This is a genomic window from Burkholderia sp. AU6039 (assembly GCF_002223365.1).
Lineage (GTDB): Bacteria > Pseudomonadota > Gammaproteobacteria > Burkholderiales > Burkholderiaceae > Burkholderia.
Genome location: NZ_NKFK01000003.1, coordinates 662,078 through 685,640, shown reverse-complemented (window position 1 = coordinate 685,640; position 23,563 = coordinate 662,078). Strand labels below are relative to the sequence as shown.

Here is a 23,563-nt window from a genome sequence, read left to right as displayed (position 1 = left end):
CGTGACCGCCGGCAGCGTGATTCCGGCACATGAGGCAGGACGGGATGCCGGATTTTATCTCAAAATCGACCGCGAGCCCCTGGCCAAGGCAAGATTCGCGCAGCGCGACACGCGGGCTTGTTTACAATGCCGGATTATTCAGTCCGGGCGAACGCCGGCCTGCGATCCAGCCGCCACGCTCACTCACCGAATCACCGCACGCATATTTTGGAATCTCTCACCCCTGCCCAGCGCAACGCCCACAACGCGAAGCTGTCGAGCTACGCGCATCGACCGATCGCGTTCCTGTTCCGCTACATCCGCCTGCATCCCGTCGCCCACCTGATCGTGCTCTTCAGCGTGCTGGCCGCCGTCGGCTGCGCGCTCGGCTCGCAATACGCGATCAAGCACCTGATCGACGTGCTGGCGACCGGGCGGCATCACCCCGGCCCGCTGTGGAGCGCGTTCGCGCTGCTCGTCGGGCTGATTGCGGCCGACAACCTGCTGTGGCGCGTCGGCGGCTGGTTCGCCGCGCACACGTTCGTCGCGGTCACCGGCGACCTGCGGCGTGACCTGTTCCAGTACCTGATCGGCCATTCGCCCACCTACTACGCCGAAAAGCAGCCCGGCACGCTGGCGAGTCGCATCACGGCCACGTCGAACGCCGTCTACACGTCGGAGAACACGATGGCGTGGAACGTGCTGCCGCCGTGCATCGCGGTGATGGGCGCGATCCTGATGATCATCGTCGTCAATCCGATGATGGCCGCCGGCCTGCTCGGCTGTTCGGCCGTGCTGTCCGTCATCCTGTTCAAGCTCGCCGGGCGCGGCTCGGCCCGCCACCACGCGTTCGCGGCGAAGGCCGCGGCGGTCGATGGCGAGCTCGTCGACGTGATCGGCAACATGGGCCTCGTGCGCGCGTTCGGGATGACGCTGCGCGAACAGAAGCGCTTCGGCGCAACGGTCAAGGCCGAGATGGATGCGCGCCAGCAGAGCCTGCTCTATCTCGAGAAGCTGCGCCTGCTGCACGCGGTGATCACCGCGATGCTGTCCGCCGGCCTGCTCGGCTGGGCGCTGTGGCTGTGGGACCAGGGCCGCGCGACGTCGGGCGACATCGTGCTCGTCAGCTCGCTCGGCTTCACGATCCTGCACGGCACGCGCGATCTCGCGGTCGCGCTCGTCGACGTCACGCAGCACATCGCGCGCCTGTCCGAAGCCGTCAAGACACTGCTCGAGCCGCACGGGATGCCTGACCGCTCCGACGCGCAGCCGCTGTCGGCCAAGGGCGGCCGCGTCGATTTCGAGCGCGTGACGTTCGCGTATCCGCACCGCCGCGCGATCCTCGATCACTTCGATCTTCATATCGAGCCGGGCCAGCGCGTCGGCCTGATCGGCAAGTCGGGCGCCGGCAAGTCGACCGTGCTCGCGCTGCTTCAGCGCTTCTACGACACGCAGGACGGCGCCGTGCAGGTCGACGGCCAGGACGTGAAGACGATCACGCAGGACAGCCTGCGCCAGGCGATCGCGCTCGTGCCGCAGGACATCTCGCTGCTGCACCGGACGATCTACGACAACATCGCGTACGGCCGCCCCGACGCGACCCGCGACGAAGTGCTCGCGGCCGCGCGCGACGCGCGCTGCGCGGAATTCATCGAAGCGATGCCGGAAGGCTATGACACGATCGTCGGCGACCGCGGCGTCAAGCTGTCGGGCGGCCAGCGCCAGCGCATCGCGATCGCGCGCGCGATCCTGAAGGATGCGCCGATCCTGCTGCTCGACGAAGCGACGTCCGCGCTCGACAGCGCATCCGAGGAAGCGATCCAGAGCGCGCTCGACCGCCTGATGGTCGGCCGCACGGTGATCGCGATCGCTCACCGCCTGTCGACGCTGCGCAACTTCGACCGGATCATCGTGATGAACAACGGCAAGGTGATCGACGACGGTCCGCCCGACGTGCTGCGCAACCGCCCGGGCCTGTACCGCGACCTGCTCGCGAAACAGCACGGCCGCCATCACCCCGCACCGGACGGCAGCACGCCGACCGGCGAACGCGTGGCCTGACACCTCGGCTGCAGCCGACAAAAAAGCCGCAGTGCTTCACGCACTGCGGCTTTTTTATTGCTCGATGAACCGCCGTTTACGCGTGCTGCAGATCGCGCAGGAAGTTGTCGCGCCACACCGACACGTTGTTCTCGCGAAGCTGCGCGATCATGTCCGTATAACGCGCGCGCCGCTCGGCGAGCGGCATCGTCAGCGCCTGCGACAGCGCATCGGCCATCCCGTCGATATCGATCGGATTGACGATCAGCGCCCCCGTCAGCTCGCGTGCGGCGCCGGCGAAGCGCGACAGCACGAGCACGCCCGGGTCCTCCGGGTTCTGCGCGGATACGTATTCCTTCGCGACGAGGTTCATCCCGTCGCGCAGCGGCGTCACGTAGCCGACCCGCGCGAGCCGGTACAGCGCGGCGAGCAGCTGGCGGTCGTACTGGCGATGGATATAGAGGATCGGCGCCCAGTCGAGCTCGGCGAAGCGTCCGTTGATGCGCCCCGACTCCCCTTCGAGCTGCAGGCGGATGTCCTGGTACGCGCGCAGTTCCGCGCGCGTCGACGGCGCAATCTGCAGGAACGACACGCGATTGCGATGCGACGGCTCGTGCTCGAGCAGCTTCTCGAACGCGCGGAAGCGCTCGACGAGCCCCTTCGAGTAATCGAGCCGGTCGACGCTCATGATCAGCTTGCGGCCGCGCAGCGACGTCGCGAGCGTGCGCACCGCCTTGCCGTGCTCGCCGGCCTGCGCGAGCGATGCGATCTCGTCCGGATGCACGCCGATCGGATAGGCGGCCGCGCGCAGCGTCCGGCCGAATGCGCGCACCGTCGCCAGGTGGCCGTTGCGCTCGATCGCGCCGTCCGCTTCCGATTCGACGTAATCGCAGAACGCGCGCAGGTCGGGCTCGGTCTGGAAGCCGAGCAGGTCGAACGCGCACAGCGACTCGACGAGGTCGCGATGCGGCGGCACGCTGACGAGCACCTGCGCAGCCGGAAACGGGATGTGCAGGAAGAAGCCGATGCGGTTCTTCACGCCGGCCGCGCGCAGCGCGCGCGCGAACGGGATCAGGTGATAGTCGTGCACCCAGATCACGTCGTCGTCCTGCAGCAGCGGCACGAGCTGCTGGGCGAGCCACACGTTCACGCGGCCATAGCCTTCGAACTCGTGACGGTCGTACTGGATCAGGTCGGTGCGGTAGTGAAACGCGGGCCACAGCGTCGCGTTCGAGAAGCCGCGGTAATACTGGTCGTAGTCGCGCCGCGACAGGCCGATGGTCGCGAACGTGACCGGCCCGTGCTCCTCGACGCGGATCTGCGGTGCGCCGGACGCGACGACCTCGCCGCTCCAGCCGAACCACATGCCGCCCGTCTCCTTCAGCGCATCATAGACACCGATCGCAAGACCGCCCGCCGCCGGTTCGCCTTCCGAAATCGGCGCGACGCGGTTTGAAACAATGATGAGGCGACTCATGCGTCCGGCTGCTCCGCACCGAGCCAGCGCGCGATCTGCTCATGCAGCGCGTCGACCGAATCGAGCCGCGTGCGGGCGGACGTCTCGCCCGCGCCGATCTTGATCGACAGCCCCCCGCGCGCGTTGACCACCGCGAAGCCCTTCTCGTCGGTCAGGTCGTCGCCCGCGAACACCGGCACACGGCCGGCAAACGGCGGCTCGTCGAGGAACGCAGCGAGCGCGCGCCCCTTGTCGACGCCTTTCGGCTTGATCTCGAACACCATCTTGCCCGGCTGGAGCACATACGCATCGGCATAGTCGGCGACGAGGCGCTCGGTGGCCGCGCGCGCCGTCGCCTCGCGCTCGGGCGCGTTGCGGTAGTGCAGCGCGACGGCCGCGCCCTTGATTTCGAGCAGCATGCCCGGATGACGGTCGACGACGGCCGCCAGCTCGCGCTCGATGCGCAGCAGGCGTTCGTCGTTGAAGCCGATGCGCTGCGTGTCGCCGTTCGCATCGCGGCGCTCCGCGCCGTGCAGGCCGGCGATCGGCATGCCGGGCATCTTCAGGAACGTGTCGATGTTGTCGATGCCGCGCCCGGACACGATCGCGACCGCGCCGTGCGAGCGGCGCTGCAGTTCGTCGAGCAGCGTCAGCAGCGACGGCGGAACATGAATGCTGTCGGGCGTCGGCGCCAGTTCGACGAGCGTGCCGTCGAAGTCGAAGAAGAACGCGGTGTCGGTCAGGGACAGGGAAGCCGGAACGGATTGCATCGATTCGATAGTGTGAGGGCCGGCCGGCAAACGCCGGGCGGCCGCTGCGCGAATGGAATTGTGCGCATCTTACCGCGCCTGCGCATCGAGATGGGCGAAACCGGTGCGGCGCCGGCGTCACGCCGCCGCGCGCGTCAACTGCGACATATTGCCCCGCTCGCTCGCGGCGTACGGGTTTCGAAAGGACGCGGGCGCGCGAATTGCGCTACAGTCGCAACCGCCTGCCGCGCGACGCATGGCGCCGCGCCGGCCGGCCACCATTCCGTCCGATCGAGCCCCAGGATGTCGTCTGCCTGCACCACGCCGCACCGGCGCTTCTCCCGCCTCATCCGCACGGCCGCGGCCCTCGCCGCCGCCGTGGCGCTCGCCGCGTGTACGCACGACGAGCCGCGCTGGAACCTGACCAACGTTACCGGCCACCTGCCCGACCTGTCGTTCACGCTGACGGGCGGCGACGGCCATCCCGTCGACGCCGATGCGTTCCACGGCCAGGTCGCGCTCGTCTACTTCGGCTACACGCACTGCCCCGATGTCTGCCCCGAAACGATGGCGCGGCTGATGGAAGTGCTGGCGAAGCTCGGCGCGCAGGCCAACAACGTGCGCATCCTGTTCGTCTCGGTCGACCCTGCACGCGACACGCCGCAGGCAATGCAATCGTATGTCGCCGCGTTCGACGCCGCGCATGCGCGCGGCCTGACCGGCACCGACCGCCAGATCGAATCGCTCGCGAAGCGCTATCGCGTCGCCTACCAGATGGAAAAGCGCGATCCGTCCGGCGGCTACGAAGTCACGCACAGCTCGGCCGTCTACATCTTCGACGCAAGCGGCCGCGCCCGCCTGCTTGCGACCGACCGCGACTCGCCCGACGCCATCGCCGCCGATCTGCGCCGGATCATCGACACCGCCCCCACTACCTGAATGCATCCCGACATGAAAACGACAACGACCCTCAAGACGCTCGCCCTCCTCGCCGCGCTGTGCGCAGGCGCTCACGCGTATGCCGCCGGCGCGATCACCGCGCAGAACGCCTGGGTGCGCTGGCTGCCGAACAAGCTGCCGGCCGGCGGCTACGTGACGCTCGTGAATACGAGCGACAAGCCGGTCGATCTCGTCGACGTCGACAGCCCCGACTACGGGATGGCGATGCTGCACCAGACCGTCTCGAACGGCTCGACGCAGAAAATGGAAATGGTCGACAAGCTGACGATCCCCGCGCGCGGCAAGGTCGACATCGCGCCGGGCGGCTACCACTTCATGCTCGAAGAGCCGAAGCACGCGATCAAGCCGGGCGACACCGTACACCTGCGCCTGAAGTTCTCCGACGGCGAAACGGTCGATGCGCCGTTCGCCGTGAAATCGCCGGCCCAGGCGAAGTGATGCGCGCGCGATGAACCTCCTGTACTGGCTCGATCCGTGGGAACCGTCGCCCACCGTGGTGATCGCGGTGCTGACCGCCGCCGTGCTGTTCGCACGCGGCGTGAAGAAGGCGAAGGTGTCGCCGCTGCGGCAGTTCTCGTTCTGGTTCGGGCTGACGGCGCTCTACATCGCGCTGCATACGCGGCTCGACTATTTCTTCGAGCACGAATTCTTCCTGCACCGCGCGCAGCATCTGGTGCTGCACCACCTCGGGCCGTTCTTCATCGCGCTGTCGTATCCGGGCGCCGCGATGCGCGCGGGCATTCCGTTCCGCTGGCGGCAGCGTGTCGTGCGCCCCGCGCTCGCGTGGGCGCCCGTGCGCGCGACGCTCGACGTGGTGTTCCATCCCGTCGTCGCGGTCGTGCTGTTCGTCGGGCTGATCTATTTCTGGCTGCTGTCGCCGATTCACTTCATCGCGATGCTCGACTGGCGTCTCTATCGCGTGATGAACTGGAGCATGGTGATCGACGGGCTGCTGTTCTGGTGGCTCGTCGTCGATCCGCGCCCCGCGCCGCCCGCGCGGTTGTCGCCGGGCCGCCGGATCCTGATCGTCGTCGCGGCGATTCCGCCGCAGATCGCGCTCGGCGCGCTGATCTTCTTCACGCCGCACGAGCTGTATCCGATCTATTCGATCTGCGGCCGCGCGTTCACATGGCTGAGCCCGCTGCGTGACCAGCAGATCGGCGGCCTGCTGCTGTGGATTCCCGGCTCGATGATGAGCGTGATCGGCGCGCTGATCGCGCTGCGCCACTGGCTGCGGCTGTCCGCGCGCGGCCGCCTGATCGATGAACGGGCCGCGGCACAGCGCGCAGCCCGGCCGCCGGTCGCGCACGCCGCGCACTGACTGCCGCGCGGCGCGGCGCATCGCATTACGCGCGTGCGCTGCTCATCCACACGTGCGGGATGCCGTCCTCGTCGTGCACGTCCGAACTCGGCGCGAAGCCGAATGCCCCGTAAAAACGCTGCAAGTGGGCCTGCGCATGCAGGCTTACCGGCGTATCCGGCCACTGCGCACGGATATGCTCGAGCGCGCGCGACAGCAGCCCGTTGCCGAGGCCTGCGCCGCGAAACGCGGCGGTCGTCAGCACGCGGCCGATGCGGACGTCGGTGTGCTGCGCATCGGGCAGCAGCACGCGCAGATAGCCGGCCAGGCGGCCGGCCGGATCGAAGGCGGCCAGGTGCCATGCGGCCTGATCGGCATCGTCGATGTCGCGATACACGCAGTTCTGCTCGACGACGAATACCGCGCTGCGCGCTTCGAGGATCGAATAGACTTCGCGCGCCGTCAGCGCGTCGAAGGATTTCCAGCGCCAGTCGAGATCGGCGGCGCTCGGGGATGCAGCGGATGCGTTCATGGTCGGTCCTGATTCGGGCGCGCCGGCCGGCGCGCGGCAATCGACGATTATGCCTCGAAGCGCACGCGCCGCGCGACCGACTGCCCGCGCATAAAAACAGGCCCCGCATTGCGCGGGGCCTGTCCGTCATGCCGGCATCTGGCCAAATCGGCCGCTGTTGAAGTCCTCGATCGCGGTACGAATCTCCGCTTGCGAGTTCATCACGAACGGCCCGTAACCGACGACGGGTTCGTCGATCGGTTCGCCGCTCAGGATCAGCAGCTTCGCGTCGCCGTTCGCTTCGATCTCGACATCGCTGCCGTCGCGGCCGAGTTGCACGAACTGCGCTTCGCGGGCGACCGTCTCGCCGTTCACCTGCACGGTACCGCTCAGCACGACCACCGCGAGCGTACGCCCGTCGGCGACCGGGAACCGCGCATGGCCGCCGGCCACGAGCCGCACGTCCCATACGTCGATCGGCGTATGCGTGCGGGCCGGCCCACGCCGCCCGTCGAACTCACCCGCGATGATCCGCGCACGCCCCGCGCCGTCCGGCAGCTCGACCACGGGGATGTCGGCGTTCAGCAGCGTCTGGTAGCCGGGCGCGCCCATCTTGTCCGCGGCGGGCAGGTTCACCCACAGCTGCACCATCTCGAGCGGGCCGCCCCGCTGCGTGAACCCTTCCGAGTGGAATTCCTCGTGCAGGATCCCGCTCGCGGCCGTCATCCACTGCACGTCGCCCGGGCCGATCACGCCGCCCGCGCCGGTCGAGTCGCGGTGCGCGACCTCGCCGTCATAGACGATCGTCACCGTCTCGAACCCACGGTGCGGATGCTGGCCGACACCGCGCGGTGCCGAGGCCGAGCCCGGCTCGAACGTGGTCGGGCCGGCGTAATCGAGCAGCAGGAACGGGCTCAGGTGCGCACCGTGGGACTGGTAGCTGAACATCGAACGCACCGGGAAACCGTCGCCGACCCAATGGCCGCGCGGCGCACTGTACACACCCTGGATCTTCTTCATTGCCTTCTCCGAATTGCGGCGAAACACGTGTTTCGCATCCTGGGTAGAAATATAGTGATGGAACGATCGATCCGGTAGACTCCCAAAATCGCACGCAGCGTTCCATTTCATGAACGATAAAGCGCGGGATCTGAACGATCTCTATTACTTTGTACAGGTCGTCGAACACGGCGGCTTCGCACCGGCCGGGCGGGCGCTGGACATGCCGAAATCGAAGCTGAGCCGCCGCATCGCGCTGCTCGAGGCGCGGCTCGGGATGCGGCTGATCCAGCGCTCGACACGCCGTTTCACGGTCACCGACGTCGGCCAGACCTATTACGCGCATTGCCGCGCGATGCTCGTCGAGGCCGACGCCGCCGACGAGGCGATCGCGCTGCTGCACGAGGAACCACGCGGCATCGTGCGCGTCAGTTGCCCGATCGTGCTGCTCGATTCACTGGTCGGCACGATGATCGCCGCGTTCATGGTCGCATGCCCGCGCGTCGAGATTCATCTGGAAGCGACCAACCGGCGCGTCGACGTGGTCGGCGAAGGGATCGACGTCGCGATCCGTGTACGCCCGCCGCCGCTCGAAGACAGCGATCTCGCGCTGCGCGTGCTGGCCGAGCGCGGCCAGTGCCTCGTCGCAAGCCCGGCGCTGCTGCGCGAGCACGGCGCACCGGCCGTTCCCGCCGATCTCGCGCGCCTGCCGAGCCTCGATCACGGCGCCCCGCAGTCCGCGCACGTGTGGCGGCTGCGCGGGCCCGACGGCGCTCACGCGGAAATTCATCACCAGCCGCGCTTCGTGACGGGCGGCATGCTCGCGCTGCGCGCGGCGGCCGTCGCGGGCGTCGGCATCGTGCAGTTGCCGACGATGATGGTGCGCGACGAGGTCGCGCGCGGCGAGCTGGTGACCGTGCTGCCCGACTGGGCGCCGCGCCGCGAAATCGTGCATGCGGTGTTCGCGTCGCGCCGGGGATTGCTGCCCGCGGTGCGCGCCCTGCTCGATTTTCTCGCGGAGCGGTTTGCCGAACTCGAACCCGATTGAGCACGCCGCTTCACGCGTGACCGGGCGCTGCAAACCCTGCGCGCGTGCCGTAGACTGCGGTACGCGCATCGCGCATTCCACAACCCTGATCGCTTTCCCGCCATGTTCACGCTGTCCAACGACCCCAACGCCTCCAAGGCCGATCAATACGCGACGCTCGTCGAGCAGGCGCGTGCGCTCGTCGAATCCGAACGCGACCTGACCGCGAACGCGGCCAACTTCTCCGCGCTGGTCTACCACTCGCTCGACCGTCTCAACTGGGCCGGCTTCTACTTCTTCGACGGGACGGAACTCGTGGTCGGGCCGTTCCAGGGCAAGCCCGCCTGCGTGCGGATCGCGCTCGGCAAGGGCGTGTGCGGCACGGCCGCGCAGACGCGCGAGACGCAGGTCGTGCGCGACGTGCATGACTTCCCCGGCCATATCGCGTGCGACGCCGCGTCGGAATCGGAAATCGTCGTGCCGCTGGTAGCCGCCGACGGCACGCTGATCGGCGTGTGGGACGTCGACAGCCCGGTCGCCGCGCGCTTCGACGACGAAGACCGCAAGGGGATGGAAGCGCTGTGCCGCGTGTTCGTTGAATCCGCGTGGCAGAAGGCGCGCGGTTGAGCAGCGGCCGGGCCGCGCTCCGCCACCAAGCAACCGTTCGCCGCGTTCGCGCGTAAATCGCGCCGCGCTTCGCGACCTCGAACGAAAACGAAACGGGCCCCGTAAAGGGGCCCGTTCCACTGTGCCACCGCACCACCCTTCGTGGCGCACTGCATGCGTCAGGCGGCGTGCGTGCCGGACAGCGCCGGGAACGCCTGCGGCTTCGCGTCCTCGGTCAGCACCTCGAAGCCCGTTTCCGTCACGACGACCATGTGCTCCCATTGTGCCGACAGCGAATGGTCCTTCGTGACCACCGTCCAGCCGTCCGCCAGCATGCGCGTGTCGCGCTTGCCCGCGTTGAGCATCGGCTCGATCGTGAAGATCATCCCCGGCCGGAGCGGCACGCCGGTGCCCGGGCGGCCGTAGTGCAGCACCTGCGGCTCGTCGTGATAGACGTCGCCGATGCCGTGCCCGCAGTACTCGCGAACCACGCTGAATCCTTCGCGATGCGCGACCTGCTGGATCGCGTAGCCGACGTCGCCGAGCGTCGCACCCGGACGCACCGCGCGAATGCCCGCGTGCATCGCCTCATAGGTCGTCGCGACGAGGCGCCGCGCGAGTTCGTTCGGTTCGCCGACGAAATACATGCGGCTCGTATCGCCGAACCAGCCGTCCTTGATCACCGCGATGTCGAGGTTCACGATGTCGCCGTCGCGCAGCGGCCGCGACGTCGGAATGCCGTGGCACACGACGTGATTGACCGACGCGCACACGGTTTTCGGGAAGCCGTGATAGCCGATGTTCGCCGGTATCGCGCCGAGCACGTCGACGATGTAGTTGCGGCAGAGCGCGTCCAGCTCGTCGGTGGTGACACCCGGCTTCACATGCTCGGCAATCATCGTCAGCACCTGCGACGCGAGCTTCGCGGCTTCACGCGACTTGGCGATTTCCGCGGCGCCGCGGATCGGGATTTCTCGTTTCGCCATTACGCCACCTGCTCGATGCCGTGCTCGACCGGTTCCGCCGGCCCCGTCTCACCGCCCCGCGCTTCGGCCTCGATCAGCATCCGGCAGATATCGCCGTAGGACAGCGCCGGATTGAGTTCCGCCAGCATCCCGACGCGCAGCCAGTGTTCGGCCTGCGCGTTGATCGAGCGGCTCAGCGCCGTGCTGGTCGAGCGCAGCCGCTCGTGCATGTGCTCGGAAATCTTGATGATGCCCATATATCCCCAATTAAACGAAACGTAGTCGATTCGTATATTACGCCGCGCACGACTGCCGAGCAAGCCGTTCGAATTCCGTCGAGCCGCTTGAGGTCAACCCCGTTGACATCGAATTCCAGTTTGCTGGAAAATAAATCCATCATGAAAGAATCAGCAACCGCCGTTGCCGACGACACCGGCATCAACGAACGCATCGCCCGGCGCGTACGCGACCTGCGCACCGTGCGAGGCTACACGCTCGATGCGCTGGCCGCGCGCTCCGGCGTCAGTCGTTCGATGATCTCGCTCATCGAACGCGCTTCGGCCAGCCCGACGGCCGTCGTGCTCGACAAGCTCGCGGCCGGCCTCGGCGTATCGCTGGCCGGCCTGTTCGGCGGCGACCAGGACGACACGCCCGCGCAGCCGCTGGCCCGCCGCGCGCAGCAGGCCGAATGGCGAGATCCGGCGTCCGGCTATGTGCGCCGCAACCTCTCCCCGGCCGGCTGGCCGTCGCCGATCCAGCTCGTCGAGGTGGATTTCCCGCCCGGTGCACGCGTCGCGTACGACAGCGGCGGACGTGAAAGCGCGCTGCATCAGCAGGTGTGGGTCATCAGTGGCCGCGTCGACGTCACTTTCGGCGACGCGCTTCACGAACTTCACGAAGGCGACTGCCTGGCCATGCGGCTCGACCAGCCGCTGATTTTCAGCAATCCGTCGTCGCATGCCGCGCGCTATGTCGTCGCGATCTGCGATGCGTCTGCCGCCGCCGGCGTGCGGAACCCCTGATGAGCGCGTCGTCGCAGCAGCGATGCGCGCGCCCTATTTACTGCCTACAGGAGCCGGTATGAATTCCCCGAAACAGCGCGACGACGTGCGCCTGATCGATTGCAGCGAGGCCGAGCATGCGCCGGCCATCCTCGAGATCCTGAACGACGCGATCGCGAACTCGACCGCGCTGTACGACTACAAGCCGCGCCCGCCGGAAGCGATGGTCGCGTGGTTCGCGGCGAAGCGCGCGGGCGGCTTCCCGGTCATCGGCGCGGTCGACGCGTCGGGCACGCTGCTGGGCTTTGCGAGCTGGGGCACGTTCCGCGCGTTCCCCGCCTTCAAGTACACGGTCGAACACAGTGTGTACGTGCATCGCGACCAGCGCGGCCGCGGGCTGGGCGAGGTGCTGCTGCGCGAGGTAGTCCGGCGCGCGCGCGAAGCGCAGGTGCACGTGGTGGTCGGCTGTATCGATGCGACCAATGCGGGAAGCGTCGCACTGCATACGAAGCTCGGATTCGTGCACTCGGGCACGATCACGCAGGCGGGATTCAAGTTTGGCCGTTGGCTCGACGCGGCGTTCTATCAGTTGACGCTCGACACGCCGGCGCAGCCGGTGGATGGTTGATCGCCCGCAGGCCGTCGCATGCACCATGCACGACGGCCGCAAGCGATGCAGAAAAAAGAAAAGCCCCGCCGAAGCGGGGCTTTTTCTCTTTCTACCTGGAGGCGCGAGCCGGAGTCGAACCGGCCTAAACGGCTTTGCAGGCCGCTGCATAACCGCTTTGCTATCGCGCCAAAAGCGGACTGTGCGAATGCCGTGAGGCAAGCGACAGATTTTTATTCGAGGACTGAAAGTCCATCAAATAAAAAGGGAAGCGTGGCTTCCCCATTACTTGGAGCGGGAGACGAGTCTCGAACTCGCGACCTCAACCTTGGCAAGGTTGCGCTCTACCAACTGAGCTACTCCCGCATTGTCCTGCATCTGCAGCGCTTCGCCGTACAACACGCTGCCAGAAAAATCTGGAGCGGGAGACGAGTCTCGAACTCGCGACCTCAACCTTGGCAAGGTTGCGCTCTACCAACTGAGCTACTCCCGCATGTGTCCTGCATCTGCAGCGCTTTGCCGTACAACACGCTGCCAGAAAAAATCTGGAGCGGGAGACGAGTCTCGAACTCGCGACCTCAACCTTGGCAAGGTTGCGCTCTACCAACTGAGCTACTCCCGCGTATTGCTGCGCTACTGCTTCCCCGTCACACACTTACTTCGTCGTGCAGCGGAGAAGCGAGATTATGTCGAAGGCACATTCGTGTGTCAAGGGCTTTTCGAGCCCTTTTTCCAAAAACCTGCTCGACCGGACGCATCACGCGCCGCCGCGCTCGCGAATCTGCGGCCATGCGAGCTTCATGTAGTACAGCATCGACCAGATCGTCAGCACTGCGGCGAGATACATCAGCCATTCGCCCCACACGCGCGTGTCGATCGTCGCGACGCCGAGCGGCAGCGGCCCGTAGAACAGCAGCATCGGAATCGCGACCATCTGGCATGCGGTCTTGAACTTGCCGAGCTGGTTCACCGCGACGCTCTTCGACGCGCCGATCTGCGCCATCCACTCGCGCAGCGCCGAAATCGCGATCTCGCGTCCGACGATCACGAGCGCGATCGCCGCGTCGACCCGCGAAATCTGCACGAGGATCAGCAGCGCGGCCGTCACCATCAGCTTGTCTGCCACCGGATCGAGAAATGCGCCGAACGACGACGTCTGGTTCCACTTTCGTGCCAGGTAGCCGTCGAACCAGTCCGTCAGCGCCGCAAGAATGAAGATCGCCGCCGCCGCGAGATTGCGGTGCGCGCCGCCCATCACCGTGTCCGGCAGATAGAACACGCCGACGACGAGCGGAATCAGCACGATCCGTACCCACGTCAGGAAAATCGGGAAATTGAACGGCATGGCATGCGGGACAGTAAAGGATTCGCAATTGTGCCGTGTCGACCGGCCTGCCACAAGAACGCTGGCAAGGCGGCCGGCCGCACGGCCGCGTCAGTGAAGCTGCTTGTAGATCTGCTCGGCGAGCGCGTGCGAGATGCCTTCGACGCTCGCGAGTTCCTCGACACTCGCGGCAACCACGCCGCGCAACCCGCCGAACCGCGCGAGCAGCCGCTGCCGGCGCTTCGCGCCGACGCCCTCGAGTTCCTCGAGCCGCGATGTCTGGCGCGTCTTCGCCCGCTTGGCACGCATGCCGGTGATCGCGAAGCGGTGCGCCTCGTCGCGGATCTGCGCGACGAGCATCAGCGCGGCACTTTCCTTGCCGAGTTCGAGCGGCGTGCGGCCGTCCGCGAACACGAGCGTCTCGAGGCCGACCTTGCGCCCCTCGCCTTTCGCGACACCGACCAGCATCGACGTGTCGAGGCCGAGCTCGGTGAACACCTGGCGCGCGATTTCGACCTGACCCTTGCCGCCGTCGATCAGCACGATGTTCGGCAGCAGGCTCGACGCCTCGGCCTGGCGCGTCGACTCGCCGTCGATGCCGGCCGCATCGTCGGCGGCAGCCGCCTGCGCGGCCTGCTCGACCATCTTCTCGTAGCGGCGCGTGAGCACCTGCCGCATCGCCGCGTAGTCGTCGCCAGGCGTGATCCCGGTGATGTTGTAGCGGCGGTATTCGCCCGACTGCATCTTGTGATGGTGGTAGACCACGCACGACGCCTGCGTCGCCTCGCCCATCGTATGGCTGATGTCGAAGCATTCGATGCGCAGCGTCGCGAGATCGTCGCATTCGTAGCTGAGCGTCTCCGCGAGCGCGCGCGTGCGCGCCTGCTGCGAGCCCTGCTCGGACAGCAGCCGCATGAGCGCGATCTGCGCATTCTGCTCGGCCATCGACAGCCACGCACGCCGCTGCCCCTGCGGCTGCCGCACCAGCGACACCTTGTGGCCGGCCTGCTCGGACAGCAGCTCGAGCAGGTCGCGGCTCGCGGGCGCATGGCTCACGACCAGCACCGGCGGCACGCGGTTGCCGAGATAGTGCTGCGCGATGAACGCGTCGAGCACTTCGGCCTCGACCGACGCCCCCGCGTCACCGCGCGTGCGGCCGGGTTCTTCCGCGGGCAGGTCGGGCAATACGTCGGCGGACGCATCGGCCGCCTCCGCCAGCTCGGACTCGTCGCCGATCCCGCCCTCGGCGAGCGTCAGCGCGCTCTCGACGTGCGTCGGGAAATACGCCTTGTCGCCGAGATGCCGGCCGCCGCGCACCATCGCGAGATTCACGCACACGCGCCCGCCTTGCGCGACGACGGCCAGGATGTCGACGTCGCTGTCGCTGCCGACCTCGATCGCCTGCTGGTGCAGCACCGTCGCGAGCGAGCTCATCTGGTTGCGCACGGCCGCCGCCTGCTCGAATTTCAGTTCGGCCGCGAACGCGTGCATCTTCTGCTCGAGCTCCTTCATCACTTCGGACTGCCGGCCGAGCAGGAAACGCGCGGCATTCGATACGTCGATCGCGTAATCCTCGTCGGAGATCGCGCCGACGCACGGCGCCGTGCAGCGCCCGATCTGGTGCAGCAGGCACGGCCGCGTGCGGTTGTTGAAGACCGAATCCTCGCAGGTGCGCAGCTGGAACACGCGCTGCAGGATCTGGATGCTCTCGCGCACGGCCCAGGCACTCGGGAACGGCCCGAAATACTGGTTCTGCTTGTCGACCGAGCCGCGGTAGTAGGCCATCCGCGGAAAACGGTGCGCGGTGAGCTTCAGGTACGGATACGACTTGTCGTCGCGAAACAGGATGTTGTAGCGCGGCGCGAGCGCCTTGATCAGGTTGTTCTCGAGCAGCAGCGCCTCGGCCTCCGAGCGCGTGACGGTCGTCTCGATGCGCGCGATGCGCGTGACCATCATCGCGATGCGCGGCGATAGCTGCGTCTTCGTGAAATAGCTCGATACGCGCTTCTTCAGGTCGCGCGCCTTGCCGACATAGAGCACGGCGCCCGCCGTGTCGTAATAGCGATAGACGCCCGGCATGTGCGGCAACTGCGCAAGGATCTTCTTCGGTTCGAACGGGGTATCGGAAGCTTCAGGGGATGTCATGCGTGATCCGGGCGCCTTGTAACGCGGAACGGGTCTATTAGAATCGCCAGTTTAGAGCATTCACCGGCCCGCTTCGATGCCCCGCACCACCGCTGCCCCGCTGCCCGCCGCGCCGCTCGCGCCGGGCGAACCGATTGCCTGCGACCTCTTCTGTACGGTGATCGACAATTTCGGCGACATCGGCGTCTGCTGGCGCGTCGCGCGCCAGCTCGCGCACGAGCACGGCTGGCAGGTTCGCCTGTTCGTCGACGACCTGCGCACGTTCGCGCGCCTGCTGCCCGGGGTCGATCCCGACGCGGGGCGGCAGACGGTCGACGCGATCGTGATCGAGCACTGGCATGCGCAAGCCGGCGACGCGCTGGAGATCGCCGATGTCGTCATCGAAGCGTTCGCGTGCGAGCTGCCCGGCGCGTATCTCGCGGCGATGGCGCGGCGCGAACGGCGCCCGGTGTGGATCAACCTCGAATACCTGAGCGCCGAAGACTGGGTCGCCGATTTCCATCTGCGGCCATCGCCGCATCCGCGCTACCCGCTGCTGAAGACGTTTTTCTTCCCCGGCCTGTCGGCCGGCACCGGCGGCGTCCTGAAGGAGCATGACCTCGATGCGCGCCGCATGGCCTTCGAAGCCGACGCGGCGGCGCGCGATGCCTGGTGGCAGCGCGCGACCGGCGGCGCGCCGCCGGCCCCTGGTACGACGGTCGTCAGCCTGTTCGCGTACGAGAATCCGGCCGTCGACGCGCTGCTCGCGCAGTGGCGCGACGACCCGACACCGGTCGTCGCGCTCGTGCCGGCCGGCCGCGTGTCGCCTGCCGTTGCGCATTTTTTCGGGGTCGAGTCGTTCGGCGCGGGCACGCATGCGCGCAGCGGCAACCTGACTGCTCACGGGCTCGCGTTCGTCCCCCAGGCCGACTACGATCCGTTGCTGTGGGTGGCCGACCTCAATTTCGTGCGCGGCGAGGATTCGTTCGTCCGGGCGCAGTGGGCCCGCAAACCGTTCGTGTGGCACATCTACCCGCAGGCCGACGACGTCCACCTGCCGAAGCTCGACGCGGCGCTCGCGCACCTGTCGGCCGGCCTCGCCGACGCGCCACGCGCGGCGCTCGAGCGGTTCTGGCACGCATGGAACGGCGTCGGCACGCCCGATTGGGGCGATTTCTGGCAGCACCGCGCCGCACTGGACGCCAACGCGGCCCGCTGGGCCGATGCGCTCGCGGCCGTCGGCGATCTCGCCGGAAAGCTGGCGGAATACGCAAAATCTCAGTTAAAATAAGCGGTTATCCGACGGCTGACCAGGCAAGCGCTCGCTTTTGGCGTCCACCGGAATGCACCGCTTGGCGCCTCACCCGTTGCGCAACGCTCAGGCACCTATTTATTTGATTTGATCAGGACAGTTTTTTATGAAAACCGCACAGGAACTCCGCGTAGGCAACGTCGTGCAGATCGGCAGCGACGCATGGGTCATCGCCAAGGCTGAATACAACAAGTCGGGCCGTAACTCCGCCGTCGTCAAGATGAAGATGAAGAACCTGCTGACGAACGCAGGCCAGGAAGCGGTCTACAAGGCTGACGACAAGTTCGACGTCGTCGTGCTCGACCGCAAGGAAGTGACGTACTCGTACTTCGCCGATCCGATGTACGTGTTCATGGACGCCGACTACAACCAGTTCGAAGTCGAAGCGGAAATGATGGGCGAAGCGCTGAACTACCTCGAAGACGGCATGGCTTGCGAAGTCGTGTTCTACAACGAGAAGGCGATCTCGGTCGAACTGCCGACCGTCCTGGTTCGCGAGATCACCTACACGGAACCGGCAGTCAAGGGCGACACGTCGTCGGGCAAGGTGCTGAAGAACGCCAAGCTCGCAACGGGCTTCGAACTGCAAGTGCCGCTGTTCTGCAACACCGGCGACAAGATCGAAATCGATACGCGTACGAACGAATACCGCAGCCGCGCGTAATCGCCAGCGATACCCGCATCGAACAAAGCGCCCTTCGGGGCGCTTTTTGTTTGTCCGGCACCAACAACCGGGCGAGAGTCAGGCTCATGTAAAGCACAAAAGCCACCGGTAAAGATATTCAATTTGTATCATCGGTAACTGTTTTATAGCGCCGGAGAAATATTGCTCGTTACGCGTTCAGCGGGGCATAAAATCAGTCTTTAATCTGACATGCGGCTGCGGCCACGATGACCGACAGCCCGCCTCTCTTGACTCGACTTGCGTCCACCATGCCACACGCCCTGATTGTCGAAGACGATCCCAACAGTCTGTCCGGCCTCACCGCGCTGCTCGCCGCGGACGGCTTCTCGGTCGACACGGCCACGTCGCTCGCAGAAGCGCGCACGGCGCTCGGCCGCTCGATTCCCGATGTCGTCCTGGTCGACCTGAACCTGCCGGACGGCAGCGGGTTCGACCTGCTCCAGCACCTGCCGCAGCAACAGCCGAACGGCTCGCTGCCCGTCATCGTGCTGACCGGCAATGCGACGGTCGAGAGCGCCATCGAGGGGCTGCGTCACGGCATCTGGGACTACCTGCTGAAGCCGATCAACATTCCGCGCCTGCGCAGCCTGCTCGCGCGGATCCCGCGTCCGTACGAACTGATCGACGAAGTGCAGTCGTTGCGCGCGTCGCTGCGCCATCTCGGCCGCTTCGGCGCGCTGGTCGGCCGCAGCGACGCGATGCAGCACGTGTACGACATGATCGAGCACAACGCGCGCACCGAAACGGCGGTGCTGTTCTCGGGCGAAGCCGGTACCGGCAAGAAGCTGGCCGCGCGTACGCTGCACGACCTGAGCCGGCGCCGCAAGGGGCCGTTCGTGTCGTTCGACTGCCGGACGATCGCACAGGCCGGCCGGCACGGTGCGTCGCTCGACAGCGTGCTGTTCGGCCATGAGCGCGGTGCGTTCGATGGCGCCGAGCGCCGCGAATCGGGCCTGTTCGAACAGGCCGGCGGCGGCACGCTGTTCCTCGACGAAATCACCGCACTGCCGCTCGTGCTGCAGGAAGCGCTGCTGCATGCGCTCGATTCGCAGAACTTCATGCGGATCGGCGGCACGAGTTCGATCACGAGCGATTTCCGGCTGATCGCGACCACGCGCCGCCCGGCGCGCGAAGCGGTCGCGAACGGCACGCTGCGCGAGGATCTGTGGCTGCGCCTCGATGCGGCATCGATCACGATGCCGCCGCTGCGCGAGCGCGACGGCGATGCGCTCGCGATCGCTGATGCGCTGATCGACGAACTGAACCGCGACGCGCGCGCAACCGGCCGCAGCACGACCGACAAGCGCGCGGCGCCGGGCTTCGTCCGTGAATGCCTGTCCTACGAATGGCCGGGCAACGTGCGCGAGTTGCAGGAGCGCGTGCGCTTCGCGTACGACGCATCGGGCGATTTCATCGAGACGCTGCGCGCGGGCGAGCCGAGCTTCTCGGCCGGCGCCGCACTGAACGGCAGCAGCGTGCAGATCAAGGTCGGCACGCCGCTGTCCGACGTCGAGGATCTGCTGATCCGCGCGACGCTCGACGCCGTCGGCGGCACGCGCCACCGTGCGGCAACGCTGCTCGGCATCAGTCCGAAGACGCTGTACAACAAGCTGCAGCGGATGAAGGTGAACTGAGCAGGCAGCGATGTTCGAGGGCACTGGCAGGGCTTGACCGTTAGTTGCATCAAAACTCACTACGTCGACCTGCCTGAATTCCTGAAGCTGCCCGGTTCGCACCAGCAGTAATCCATGAAAAAGCCGCGCGATCGCGCGGCTTTTTGTTTCGGTAACCGGAACGGCGCGGGTCGCGCCATCCCCTCCCCGCTCAGGCCAGTGCGCTGCTCAACAGCGCCTGCGCCTGCAGATACTCGGGCTGCGCGATCAGCTTGTCCCACTTGAGCGCCTTGCCGCGCCCACGCATCCGCTTGATGCGTCGCACCGACTCGTCCGTGGCCCGCGCTTTCAGCCCGTTCAGCACGACCTCGGCCGCGTCCGGCTGGTTGCAGACGAGCACCATGTCGCAACCGGCCGCGAGCGCGGCGTCGGCCGCCTGCGTGAGCGTGCCGCCTTCGCGCGCGGCTTCCATCGACAGGTCGTCACTGAAGATCGCGCCCGTGAAGCCGAGCCGTCCGCGCAGAATGTCCTGCAGCCACACGCGCGAGAAACCGGCCGGCCGCTTGTCGACCTGCGTGTAGATCACGTGCGCGGGAATCACCGCGGACAGCGACAAACCGAGCCAGTCGTACGGTGCGACGTCGTGCTTGAGGATCGCGTCGAGCGTACGGTCGTCGGTCGGCAACGCGACGTGCGAGTCGGCCTCCGCGAAGCCGTGCCCCGGGAAATGCTTGCCGCAGTTCGCCATCCCCGCGAGCGACAGCCCGTGGTTCAGGCTCTTCGCGAGCAGCGTGACGACGCGCGGATCGCGATGGAACGCGCGATCGCCGATCACTTTCGAGTGCCCGTAGTCGAGGTCGAGCACGGGCGTGAAGCTCATGTCGATCCCGCACGCGCGCAGCTCGGCGGCCAGGACGTAGCCGACGGCCGTGGCGACCTTCGTCGCGAGCAGCACGTCGCGATCCCACAGCTCGCCCAGGCGGCGCATCGCGGGCAGCACCGTGAAGCCGTCGGTGCGGAAACGCTGCACGCGCCCGCCTTCGTGATCGACGGCGATCAGGATGTCTTCGCGCACCGCGCGGATCGAGTCGGTCAGCGCGGTCAGTTGCGCGCGGTTCTGGAAGTGCCGCGCGAACAGGATCAAGCCGCCGGTATTCGGATGCGCGAGGCGCCGCGCATCGTCGCGCGACAGGGCCGTGCCGACGACGTCGAGCATGACCGGGCCGGGAGTCGTTTTCATCGAATCGGGTATTCCGTCAGGAGGAGGTTCGGGAAACAGGTGCAGGCGCGGCGTCCGTCTCGGCGACCACGAACGACACCGCATAGTCGCGTTCGTCGCTGACCGTCACGCGCGCCGTGATGCCACGGGCCGCCAGCCAGTCGGCCAGCTCGCCCGATGCGACGACGTACGGCTCGCCGCTCGGGTGGTTGAGGGTCTGCAGCGCACGCCACGTCATCGGCCAGTGCATGCCGAGCCCGATCGCCTTCGAGAATGCTTCCTTCGCGGAAAAGCGCGTCGCGAGGAACGCGATGCCGCGCGCCTCGGAGCGGGCGCGGCGCGCATGGAACACGCGCAGCTCGTCGGGGCCCAGCACCTTCTCGGCAAACCGGCCGCCCGTGCGTTCGAGCACGGCCGCGATGCGGCTCACCTGGGCGATGTCGGTACCGATGCCGTAGATCGCCATGTCAGTACGCGCCGGTACGACCCGGCCGGGCCGGGTCAGGCATGACGCGCGACGCGCGGCGGCATGTCATCTTCAGCGCGCGCCGCCATGCAGCGCGGCAACGCGAGCGGCGACCATGATCGCCTTCATTTCGCGCACCGCGTTGTCCCAGCCCGCGAAAATCGCGTGCGCGACGATCGCGTGGCCGATGTTCAGTTCGACGATGCCGTCGATCGCGGCGATCTGCTGCACGTTCGTGTAGTGCAGGCCGTGACCGGCATTGACCTTCAGGCCGAGCCGCGCGCCGGCCTGAACGCCCGCGACGATGCGCTCGTATTCGCGCTGCTGCTCGGCTTCGTCATGCGCTTCGGCGTAACGGCCCGTGTGCAACTCGATCACCGGCGCGCCCGCTTCGTGTGCGGCACGGATCTGCGTCTCGTCCGGGTCGATGAACAGCGACACGCGCACACCCACGTCGGCAAGCTGCTTGCATGCCGCACGCACGGCCTCGAAGTGACCGGCGACATCGAGACCGCCTTCGGTCGTCAGTTCCTCGCGCTTCTCGGGCACGAGGCACGCGTCGTGCGGACGCACTTCGCAGGCGATATCGAGCATCTCGGCCGTCACCGCGCATTCGAGGTTCATGCGCGTCTTCAGCAGCGGACGCAGCTTGCGCACATCCGCATCGACGATGTGGCGGCGATCCTCGCGCAGGTGCAGCGTGATCGCATCCGCACCGGCTTCTTCGGCGGCGAGCGCCGCGCGGATCGGATCGGGATAGGTCGTGCCGCGCACATTGCGCAGCGTCGCGACGTGGTCGATGTTGACGCCGAGGTCGATGGCGGTGGGCGTTGTCAGGAAGAAGCTCATAGGTTTTGCAGGTCGATCAGGATCTGACGCGTGGCAAGCGGCGTACCGCCGAGATAGGTGTTCAGCAGGAAGCGCATCAGCGTCTTGCTTTGCGCAACCGTCTGGGCTCGATGGTAATCGTCCTGCTCCATATCGAGCAACGTCTGTCCGGAAATGACCGGCCAGTGCGACGGGACTTCGTCATCCGCGTTGCGCACGCCACGCTCGGGATCGAACACGTAGCGACGATCAGGCTCGACCGCGCGGCGCGCGACCGTGCGGTTCAGCGCCATCGCGTAGCCGGTCTCGCGCAGCAGCACGCGCTCGAACGAGCGCAGCACCTGCACCGCGGGTTCGCCGTGCGCGAGGCGCGTGAGGGTCAGCACGTAATGATTGAAGAGCGGCGGCTGGGGATCTTCGCGTGCACAGAATTTCACGAGCAGCTCGTTCGCGTAGAAGCCGCACAAGAGCCCGTCGCCGCCGAGCGGCAGCATCCCGCCTACCCACTCGGCGCCCGTCAGCGTGCGCACCTCGGATTTGCCGGACCAGGACAGCAGCAGCGGCTGGAAGGTCTGCAGCACGCCGCGCAGCGCGGAGTGCGGGCGCTTCGCGCCCTTCGCGACGAGCGCGAGCCGGCCATGATCACGCGTCAGCACGTCGATGATCAGGCTCGTTTCCCGATACGGATAACTGTGCAGCACGTACGCCGGCTGCTCGGCGACACGGAAATCGGACGTGCGTGACGTCGCGCGCCGCGCCTTGCGCGGCGGTTCAGGCGGTGCCGGCAGCGGCGCGTCGTTCGCGCCGGCCGTCACCGCGTCTTCAGTCGACGTCAGCGCGTCATTCGTACCCATAGGCGCGCAGCCCCGCCTCGTTGTCGGCCCAGCCGCTCTTCACCTTCACGAAGGTCTCGAGATACACCGGGCCGTCGAACAGCTTCTCCATGTCCATCCGCGCCTCGGTGCTGATCTGCTTGAGCTTCTCGCCCTTCTTGCCGATCACCATCGCCTTGTGCGAATCGCGCTCGACAAGGATCGTCGCGAAGATGCGCTTCAGGCGCCCTTCCTCCTCGAACTTGTCGATCAGCACGGTGCTCGTGTACGGCAGTTCGTCGCCGGTCCAGCGGAACACCTTCTCGCGCAGGATTTCGGCTGCGAGGAAACGCGAGCTGCGGTCGGTCAGCTCGTCCTCACCGTAGATCGGCTCGCCTTCCGGCAGGTACGGCTTGATCGTGTCCAGCAGGCGCTTGATGTCTTCCGGCTTCTGCGCCGACAGCGGCACGAGTTCGGTGAATTCGCGCAGCTCGCTCACCTTCTGCATGAACGGGAACAGCGTGGCCTTGTCGTTCACGCGGTCGATCTTGTTCGCGATCAGCAACGTCGGCATGCCGGGCGGAATCAGGTCGAGCACCTTCTGGTCGTCGGGGCCGAAGCGGCCGGCCTCGATCACGAACAGGATCACGTCGACCGACGTCAGCGTCGACGTGACCGCGCGGTTCAGCGAACGGTTCAGCGCGGTGCTGTGACGGGTCTGGAAGCCGGGCGTGTCGACGAACACGAATTGCGCGTCGTCGAACGTATTGATGCCGGTGATGCGATGGCGGGTCGTCTGCGCCTTGCGCGACGTGATGCTGATCTTCTGGCCGACGAGTGCGTTCATCAACGTCGACTTGCCGACGTTCGGGCGGCCCACGATCGCGATCATGCCGCAACGGAAACCGGTAGGAGCGGGAGTGTTCATATCGTTTGGGAGACAGGTTCGGAAACGGCCGCGCGGCGCGCGGCACGATCGA

General features: G+C 66.9%; 24 protein-coding genes and 4 tRNA genes. 11 read left to right on the top strand and 17 right to left on the bottom strand.

Going from position 1 to position 23,563, the window contains the following annotated elements; translation table 11 throughout:
• Positions 1-207: 207 nt before the first annotated feature.
• A complete protein-coding gene (locus CFB39_RS05915) occupies positions 208-2,040 on the top strand; it encodes an ABC transporter ATP-binding protein (protein WP_089439569.1) in 1,833 nt (610 codons plus the stop codon).
• Positions 2,041-2,116: 76 nt separating this feature from the next.
• Here CFB39_RS05915 and otsA read toward each other — a convergent pair whose 3' ends face one another.
• Both otsA and otsB read right to left on the bottom strand, forming a co-directional pair.
• Positions 2,117-3,496: an alpha,alpha-trehalose-phosphate synthase (UDP-forming) gene (otsA, locus tag CFB39_RS05910; protein ID WP_089439568.1), complete on the bottom strand. Its 1,380-nt coding sequence runs from the start codon at positions 3,494-3,496 to the stop codon at positions 2,117-2,119.
• On the bottom strand, positions 3,493-4,245 hold the full coding sequence (otsB, locus tag CFB39_RS05905) for a trehalose-phosphatase (protein WP_089455856.1): 753 nt from the start codon (positions 4,243-4,245) through the stop codon (positions 3,493-3,495). The genes otsA and otsB overlap by 4 nt, the downstream gene beginning before the upstream one ends.
• Positions 4,246-4,527: 282 nt before the next feature.
• Between otsB and CFB39_RS05900 the strand changes: the two genes are divergently transcribed.
• Genes CFB39_RS05900 through CFB39_RS05890 form a run of 3 tightly spaced genes read left to right on the top strand, consistent with a single transcriptional unit; the run spans position 4,528 to position 6,505 of the window.
• Positions 4,528-5,163 (top strand): SCO family protein, encoded by a 636-nt coding sequence (locus CFB39_RS05900; RefSeq protein ID WP_089472423.1) that lies wholly within the window; start codon positions 4,528-4,530, stop codon positions 5,161-5,163.
• A gap of 12 nt (positions 5,164-5,175) precedes the next feature.
• Positions 5,176-5,622 (top strand): copper chaperone PCu(A)C, encoded by a 447-nt coding sequence (locus CFB39_RS05895; RefSeq protein WP_089456563.1) that lies wholly within the window; start codon positions 5,176-5,178, stop codon positions 5,620-5,622.
• A 10-nt stretch (positions 5,623-5,632) separates the two neighbouring features.
• Positions 5,633-6,505, top strand: a complete 873-nt coding sequence (locus CFB39_RS05890; RefSeq protein ID WP_089455855.1) for a cytochrome c oxidase assembly protein — start codon at positions 5,633-5,635, stop codon at positions 6,503-6,505.
• Between the two features lie 25 nt (positions 6,506-6,530).
• Here the strand turns inward: CFB39_RS05890 and CFB39_RS05885 are convergent, their stop codons facing one another.
• Positions 6,531-7,016, bottom strand: coding sequence for a GNAT family N-acetyltransferase (locus tag CFB39_RS05885; RefSeq protein WP_089455854.1), 486 nt, complete (start codon positions 7,014-7,016; stop codon positions 6,531-6,533).
• 126 nt (positions 7,017-7,142) lie between these two features.
• The gene (locus CFB39_RS05880) at positions 7,143-8,015 is read right to left on the bottom strand and encodes a pirin family protein (RefSeq protein WP_089455853.1); all 873 of its coding nucleotides are present in this window, start codon (positions 8,013-8,015) and stop codon (positions 7,143-7,145) included.
• A 109-nt stretch (positions 8,016-8,124) separates the two neighbouring features.
• On the opposite strand from CFB39_RS05880, the gene CFB39_RS05875 reads away from it, so the two are divergent.
• Both CFB39_RS05875 and CFB39_RS05870 read left to right on the top strand, forming a co-directional pair.
• Positions 8,125-9,042 carry a LysR family transcriptional regulator gene (locus CFB39_RS05875; protein WP_069247501.1) on the top strand — a complete coding sequence of 306 codons (918 nt, stop codon included), beginning with the start codon at positions 8,125-8,127 and terminating at the stop codon, positions 9,040-9,042.
• 102 nt (positions 9,043-9,144) lie between these two features.
• Positions 9,145-9,648: a GAF domain-containing protein gene (locus CFB39_RS05870; RefSeq protein WP_011351430.1), complete on the top strand. Its 504-nt coding sequence runs from the start codon at positions 9,145-9,147 to the stop codon at positions 9,646-9,648.
• A gap of 158 nt (positions 9,649-9,806) precedes the next feature.
• Here the strand turns inward: CFB39_RS05870 and map are convergent, their stop codons facing one another.
• Together map and CFB39_RS05860 are read right to left on the bottom strand one after the other, a co-directional pair.
• The gene (gene map / locus CFB39_RS05865; RefSeq protein WP_089472422.1) at positions 9,807-10,613 is read right to left on the bottom strand and encodes a type I methionyl aminopeptidase; all 807 of its coding nucleotides are present in this window, start codon (positions 10,611-10,613) and stop codon (positions 9,807-9,809) included.
• Entirely contained in the window at positions 10,613-10,849 is a 237-nt protein-coding gene (locus CFB39_RS05860; protein WP_039348336.1) for a ParD-like family protein, read from the bottom strand. The genes map and CFB39_RS05860 overlap by 1 nt, the downstream gene beginning before the upstream one ends.
• A gap of 141 nt (positions 10,850-10,990) precedes the next feature.
• On the opposite strand from CFB39_RS05860, the gene CFB39_RS05855 reads away from it, so the two are divergent.
• Both CFB39_RS05855 and CFB39_RS05850 read left to right on the top strand, forming a co-directional pair.
• A complete protein-coding gene (locus CFB39_RS05855; protein ID WP_089424862.1) occupies positions 10,991-11,614 on the top strand; it encodes a helix-turn-helix domain-containing protein in 624 nt (207 codons plus the stop codon).
• 58 nt (positions 11,615-11,672) lie between these two features.
• Positions 11,673-12,221: a GNAT family N-acetyltransferase gene (locus CFB39_RS05850; RefSeq protein WP_089472421.1), complete on the top strand. Its 549-nt coding sequence runs from the start codon at positions 11,673-11,675 to the stop codon at positions 12,219-12,221.
• A gap of 96 nt (positions 12,222-12,317) precedes the next feature.
• Here CFB39_RS05850 and CFB39_RS05845 read toward each other — a convergent pair.
• The 6 genes from CFB39_RS05845 to uvrC form a co-directional block, all read right to left on the bottom strand.
• Positions 12,318-12,391 (bottom strand) — tRNA-Cys (locus tag CFB39_RS05845).
• A gap of 99 nt (positions 12,392-12,490) precedes the next feature.
• Positions 12,491-12,566: transfer RNA gene (locus CFB39_RS05840), tRNA-Gly, on the bottom strand.
• A gap of 51 nt (positions 12,567-12,617) precedes the next feature.
• Positions 12,618-12,693: transfer RNA gene (locus tag CFB39_RS05835), tRNA-Gly, on the bottom strand.
• Between the two features lie 53 nt (positions 12,694-12,746).
• Positions 12,747-12,822 (bottom strand) — tRNA-Gly (locus CFB39_RS05830).
• Between the two features lie 135 nt (positions 12,823-12,957).
• Positions 12,958-13,545 (bottom strand): CDP-diacylglycerol--glycerol-3-phosphate 3-phosphatidyltransferase, encoded by a 588-nt coding sequence (gene pgsA / locus CFB39_RS05825; RefSeq protein WP_011351424.1) that lies wholly within the window; start codon positions 13,543-13,545, stop codon positions 12,958-12,960.
• A gap of 90 nt (positions 13,546-13,635) precedes the next feature.
• Entirely contained in the window at positions 13,636-15,669 is a 2,034-nt protein-coding gene (gene uvrC, locus CFB39_RS05820; RefSeq protein WP_089472420.1) for an excinuclease ABC subunit UvrC, read from the bottom strand.
• A 76-nt stretch (positions 15,670-15,745) separates the two neighbouring features.
• Here uvrC and earP point away from each other — a divergent pair, with 76 nt between their 5' ends.
• From earP to CFB39_RS05805, 3 genes are all read left to right on the top strand, one after another.
• A complete protein-coding gene (gene earP / locus CFB39_RS05815; RefSeq protein ID WP_089472419.1) occupies positions 15,746-16,939 on the top strand; it encodes an elongation factor P maturation arginine rhamnosyltransferase EarP in 1,194 nt (397 codons plus the stop codon).
• 127 nt (positions 16,940-17,066) lie between these two features.
• Entirely contained in the window at positions 17,067-17,624 is a 558-nt protein-coding gene (gene efp / locus CFB39_RS05810) for an elongation factor P (RefSeq protein WP_011351421.1), read from the top strand.
• A gap of 269 nt (positions 17,625-17,893) precedes the next feature.
• Entirely contained in the window at positions 17,894-19,279 is a 1,386-nt protein-coding gene (locus tag CFB39_RS05805; protein WP_039348354.1) for a sigma-54 dependent transcriptional regulator, read from the top strand.
• A 190-nt stretch (positions 19,280-19,469) separates the two neighbouring features.
• On the opposite strand, the gene nagZ is transcribed toward CFB39_RS05805, so the two are convergent.
• From nagZ to era, 5 genes are all read right to left on the bottom strand, one after another.
• Positions 19,470-20,498, bottom strand: a complete 1,029-nt coding sequence (nagZ, locus tag CFB39_RS05800; RefSeq protein ID WP_089472418.1) for a beta-N-acetylhexosaminidase — start codon at positions 20,496-20,498, stop codon at positions 19,470-19,472.
• Positions 20,499-20,514: 16 nt separating this feature from the next.
• The gene (gene acpS, locus CFB39_RS05795) at positions 20,515-20,943 is read right to left on the bottom strand and encodes a holo-ACP synthase (RefSeq protein WP_011351418.1); all 429 of its coding nucleotides are present in this window, start codon (positions 20,941-20,943) and stop codon (positions 20,515-20,517) included.
• Between the two features lie 72 nt (positions 20,944-21,015).
• Positions 21,016-21,792: a pyridoxine 5'-phosphate synthase gene (gene pdxJ, locus CFB39_RS05790; RefSeq protein ID WP_089472417.1), complete on the bottom strand. Its 777-nt coding sequence runs from the start codon at positions 21,790-21,792 to the stop codon at positions 21,016-21,018.
• A complete protein-coding gene (recO, locus tag CFB39_RS05785; protein WP_011351416.1) occupies positions 21,789-22,625 on the bottom strand; it encodes a DNA repair protein RecO in 837 nt (278 codons plus the stop codon). The genes pdxJ and recO overlap by 4 nt, the downstream gene beginning before the upstream one ends.
• Positions 22,612-23,511 carry a GTPase Era gene (era, locus tag CFB39_RS05780; RefSeq protein ID WP_006476493.1) on the bottom strand — a complete coding sequence of 300 codons (900 nt, stop codon included), beginning with the start codon at positions 23,509-23,511 and terminating at the stop codon, positions 22,612-22,614. The genes recO and era overlap by 14 nt, the downstream gene beginning before the upstream one ends.
• Positions 23,512-23,563: the final 52 nt, after the last annotated feature.

Coding starts and splice junctions, on each gene's coding strand:
- CFB39_RS05855 (WP_089424862.1), top strand. CDS start 10,991: ATGAAAGAATCAGCAACCGCCGTTGCCGACGACACCGGCATCAACGAA.
- CFB39_RS05850 (WP_089472421.1), top strand. CDS start 11,673: ATGAATTCCCCGAAACAGCGCGACGACGTGCGCCTGATCGATTGCAGC.
- otsB (WP_089455856.1), bottom strand. CDS start 4,245: ATGCAATCCGTTCCGGCTTCCCTGTCCCTGACCGACACCGCGTTCTTC.
- otsA (WP_089439568.1), bottom strand. CDS start 3,496: ATGAGTCGCCTCATCATTGTTTCAAACCGCGTCGCGCCGATTTCGGAA.
- nagZ (WP_089472418.1), bottom strand. CDS start 20,498: ATGAAAACGACTCCCGGCCCGGTCATGCTCGACGTCGTCGGCACGGCC.
- efp (WP_011351421.1), top strand. CDS start 17,067: ATGAAAACCGCACAGGAACTCCGCGTAGGCAACGTCGTGCAGATCGGC.
- pgsA (WP_011351424.1), bottom strand. CDS start 13,545: ATGCCGTTCAATTTCCCGATTTTCCTGACGTGGGTACGGATCGTGCTG.
- pdxJ (WP_089472417.1), bottom strand. CDS start 21,792: ATGAGCTTCTTCCTGACAACGCCCACCGCCATCGACCTCGGCGTCAAC.
- CFB39_RS05885 (WP_089455854.1), bottom strand. CDS start 7,016: ATGAACGCATCCGCTGCATCCCCGAGCGCCGCCGATCTCGACTGGCGC.
- CFB39_RS05805 (WP_039348354.1), top strand. CDS start 17,894: ATGCCACACGCCCTGATTGTCGAAGACGATCCCAACAGTCTGTCCGGC.
- CFB39_RS05860 (WP_039348336.1), bottom strand. CDS start 10,849: ATGGGCATCATCAAGATTTCCGAGCACATGCACGAGCGGCTGCGCTCG.
- CFB39_RS05900 (WP_089472423.1), top strand. CDS start 4,528: ATGTCGTCTGCCTGCACCACGCCGCACCGGCGCTTCTCCCGCCTCATC.
- CFB39_RS05875 (WP_069247501.1), top strand. CDS start 8,125: ATGAACGATAAAGCGCGGGATCTGAACGATCTCTATTACTTTGTACAG.
- CFB39_RS05895 (WP_089456563.1), top strand. CDS start 5,176: ATGAAAACGACAACGACCCTCAAGACGCTCGCCCTCCTCGCCGCGCTG.
- era (WP_006476493.1), bottom strand. CDS start 23,511: ATGAACACTCCCGCTCCTACCGGTTTCCGTTGCGGCATGATCGCGATC.
- CFB39_RS05890 (WP_089455855.1), top strand. CDS start 5,633: ATGAACCTCCTGTACTGGCTCGATCCGTGGGAACCGTCGCCCACCGTG.
- earP (WP_089472419.1), top strand. CDS start 15,746: ATGCCCCGCACCACCGCTGCCCCGCTGCCCGCCGCGCCGCTCGCGCCG.
- CFB39_RS05870 (WP_011351430.1), top strand. CDS start 9,145: ATGTTCACGCTGTCCAACGACCCCAACGCCTCCAAGGCCGATCAATAC.
- recO (WP_011351416.1), bottom strand. CDS start 22,625: ATGGGTACGAATGACGCGCTGACGTCGACTGAAGACGCGGTGACGGCC.
- uvrC (WP_089472420.1), bottom strand. CDS start 15,669: ATGACATCCCCTGAAGCTTCCGATACCCCGTTCGAACCGAAGAAGATC.
- CFB39_RS05880 (WP_089455853.1), bottom strand. CDS start 8,015: ATGAAGAAGATCCAGGGTGTGTACAGTGCGCCGCGCGGCCATTGGGTC.
- acpS (WP_011351418.1), bottom strand. CDS start 20,943: ATGGCGATCTACGGCATCGGTACCGACATCGCCCAGGTGAGCCGCATC.
- map (WP_089472422.1), bottom strand. CDS start 10,613: ATGGCGAAACGAGAAATCCCGATCCGCGGCGCCGCGGAAATCGCCAAG.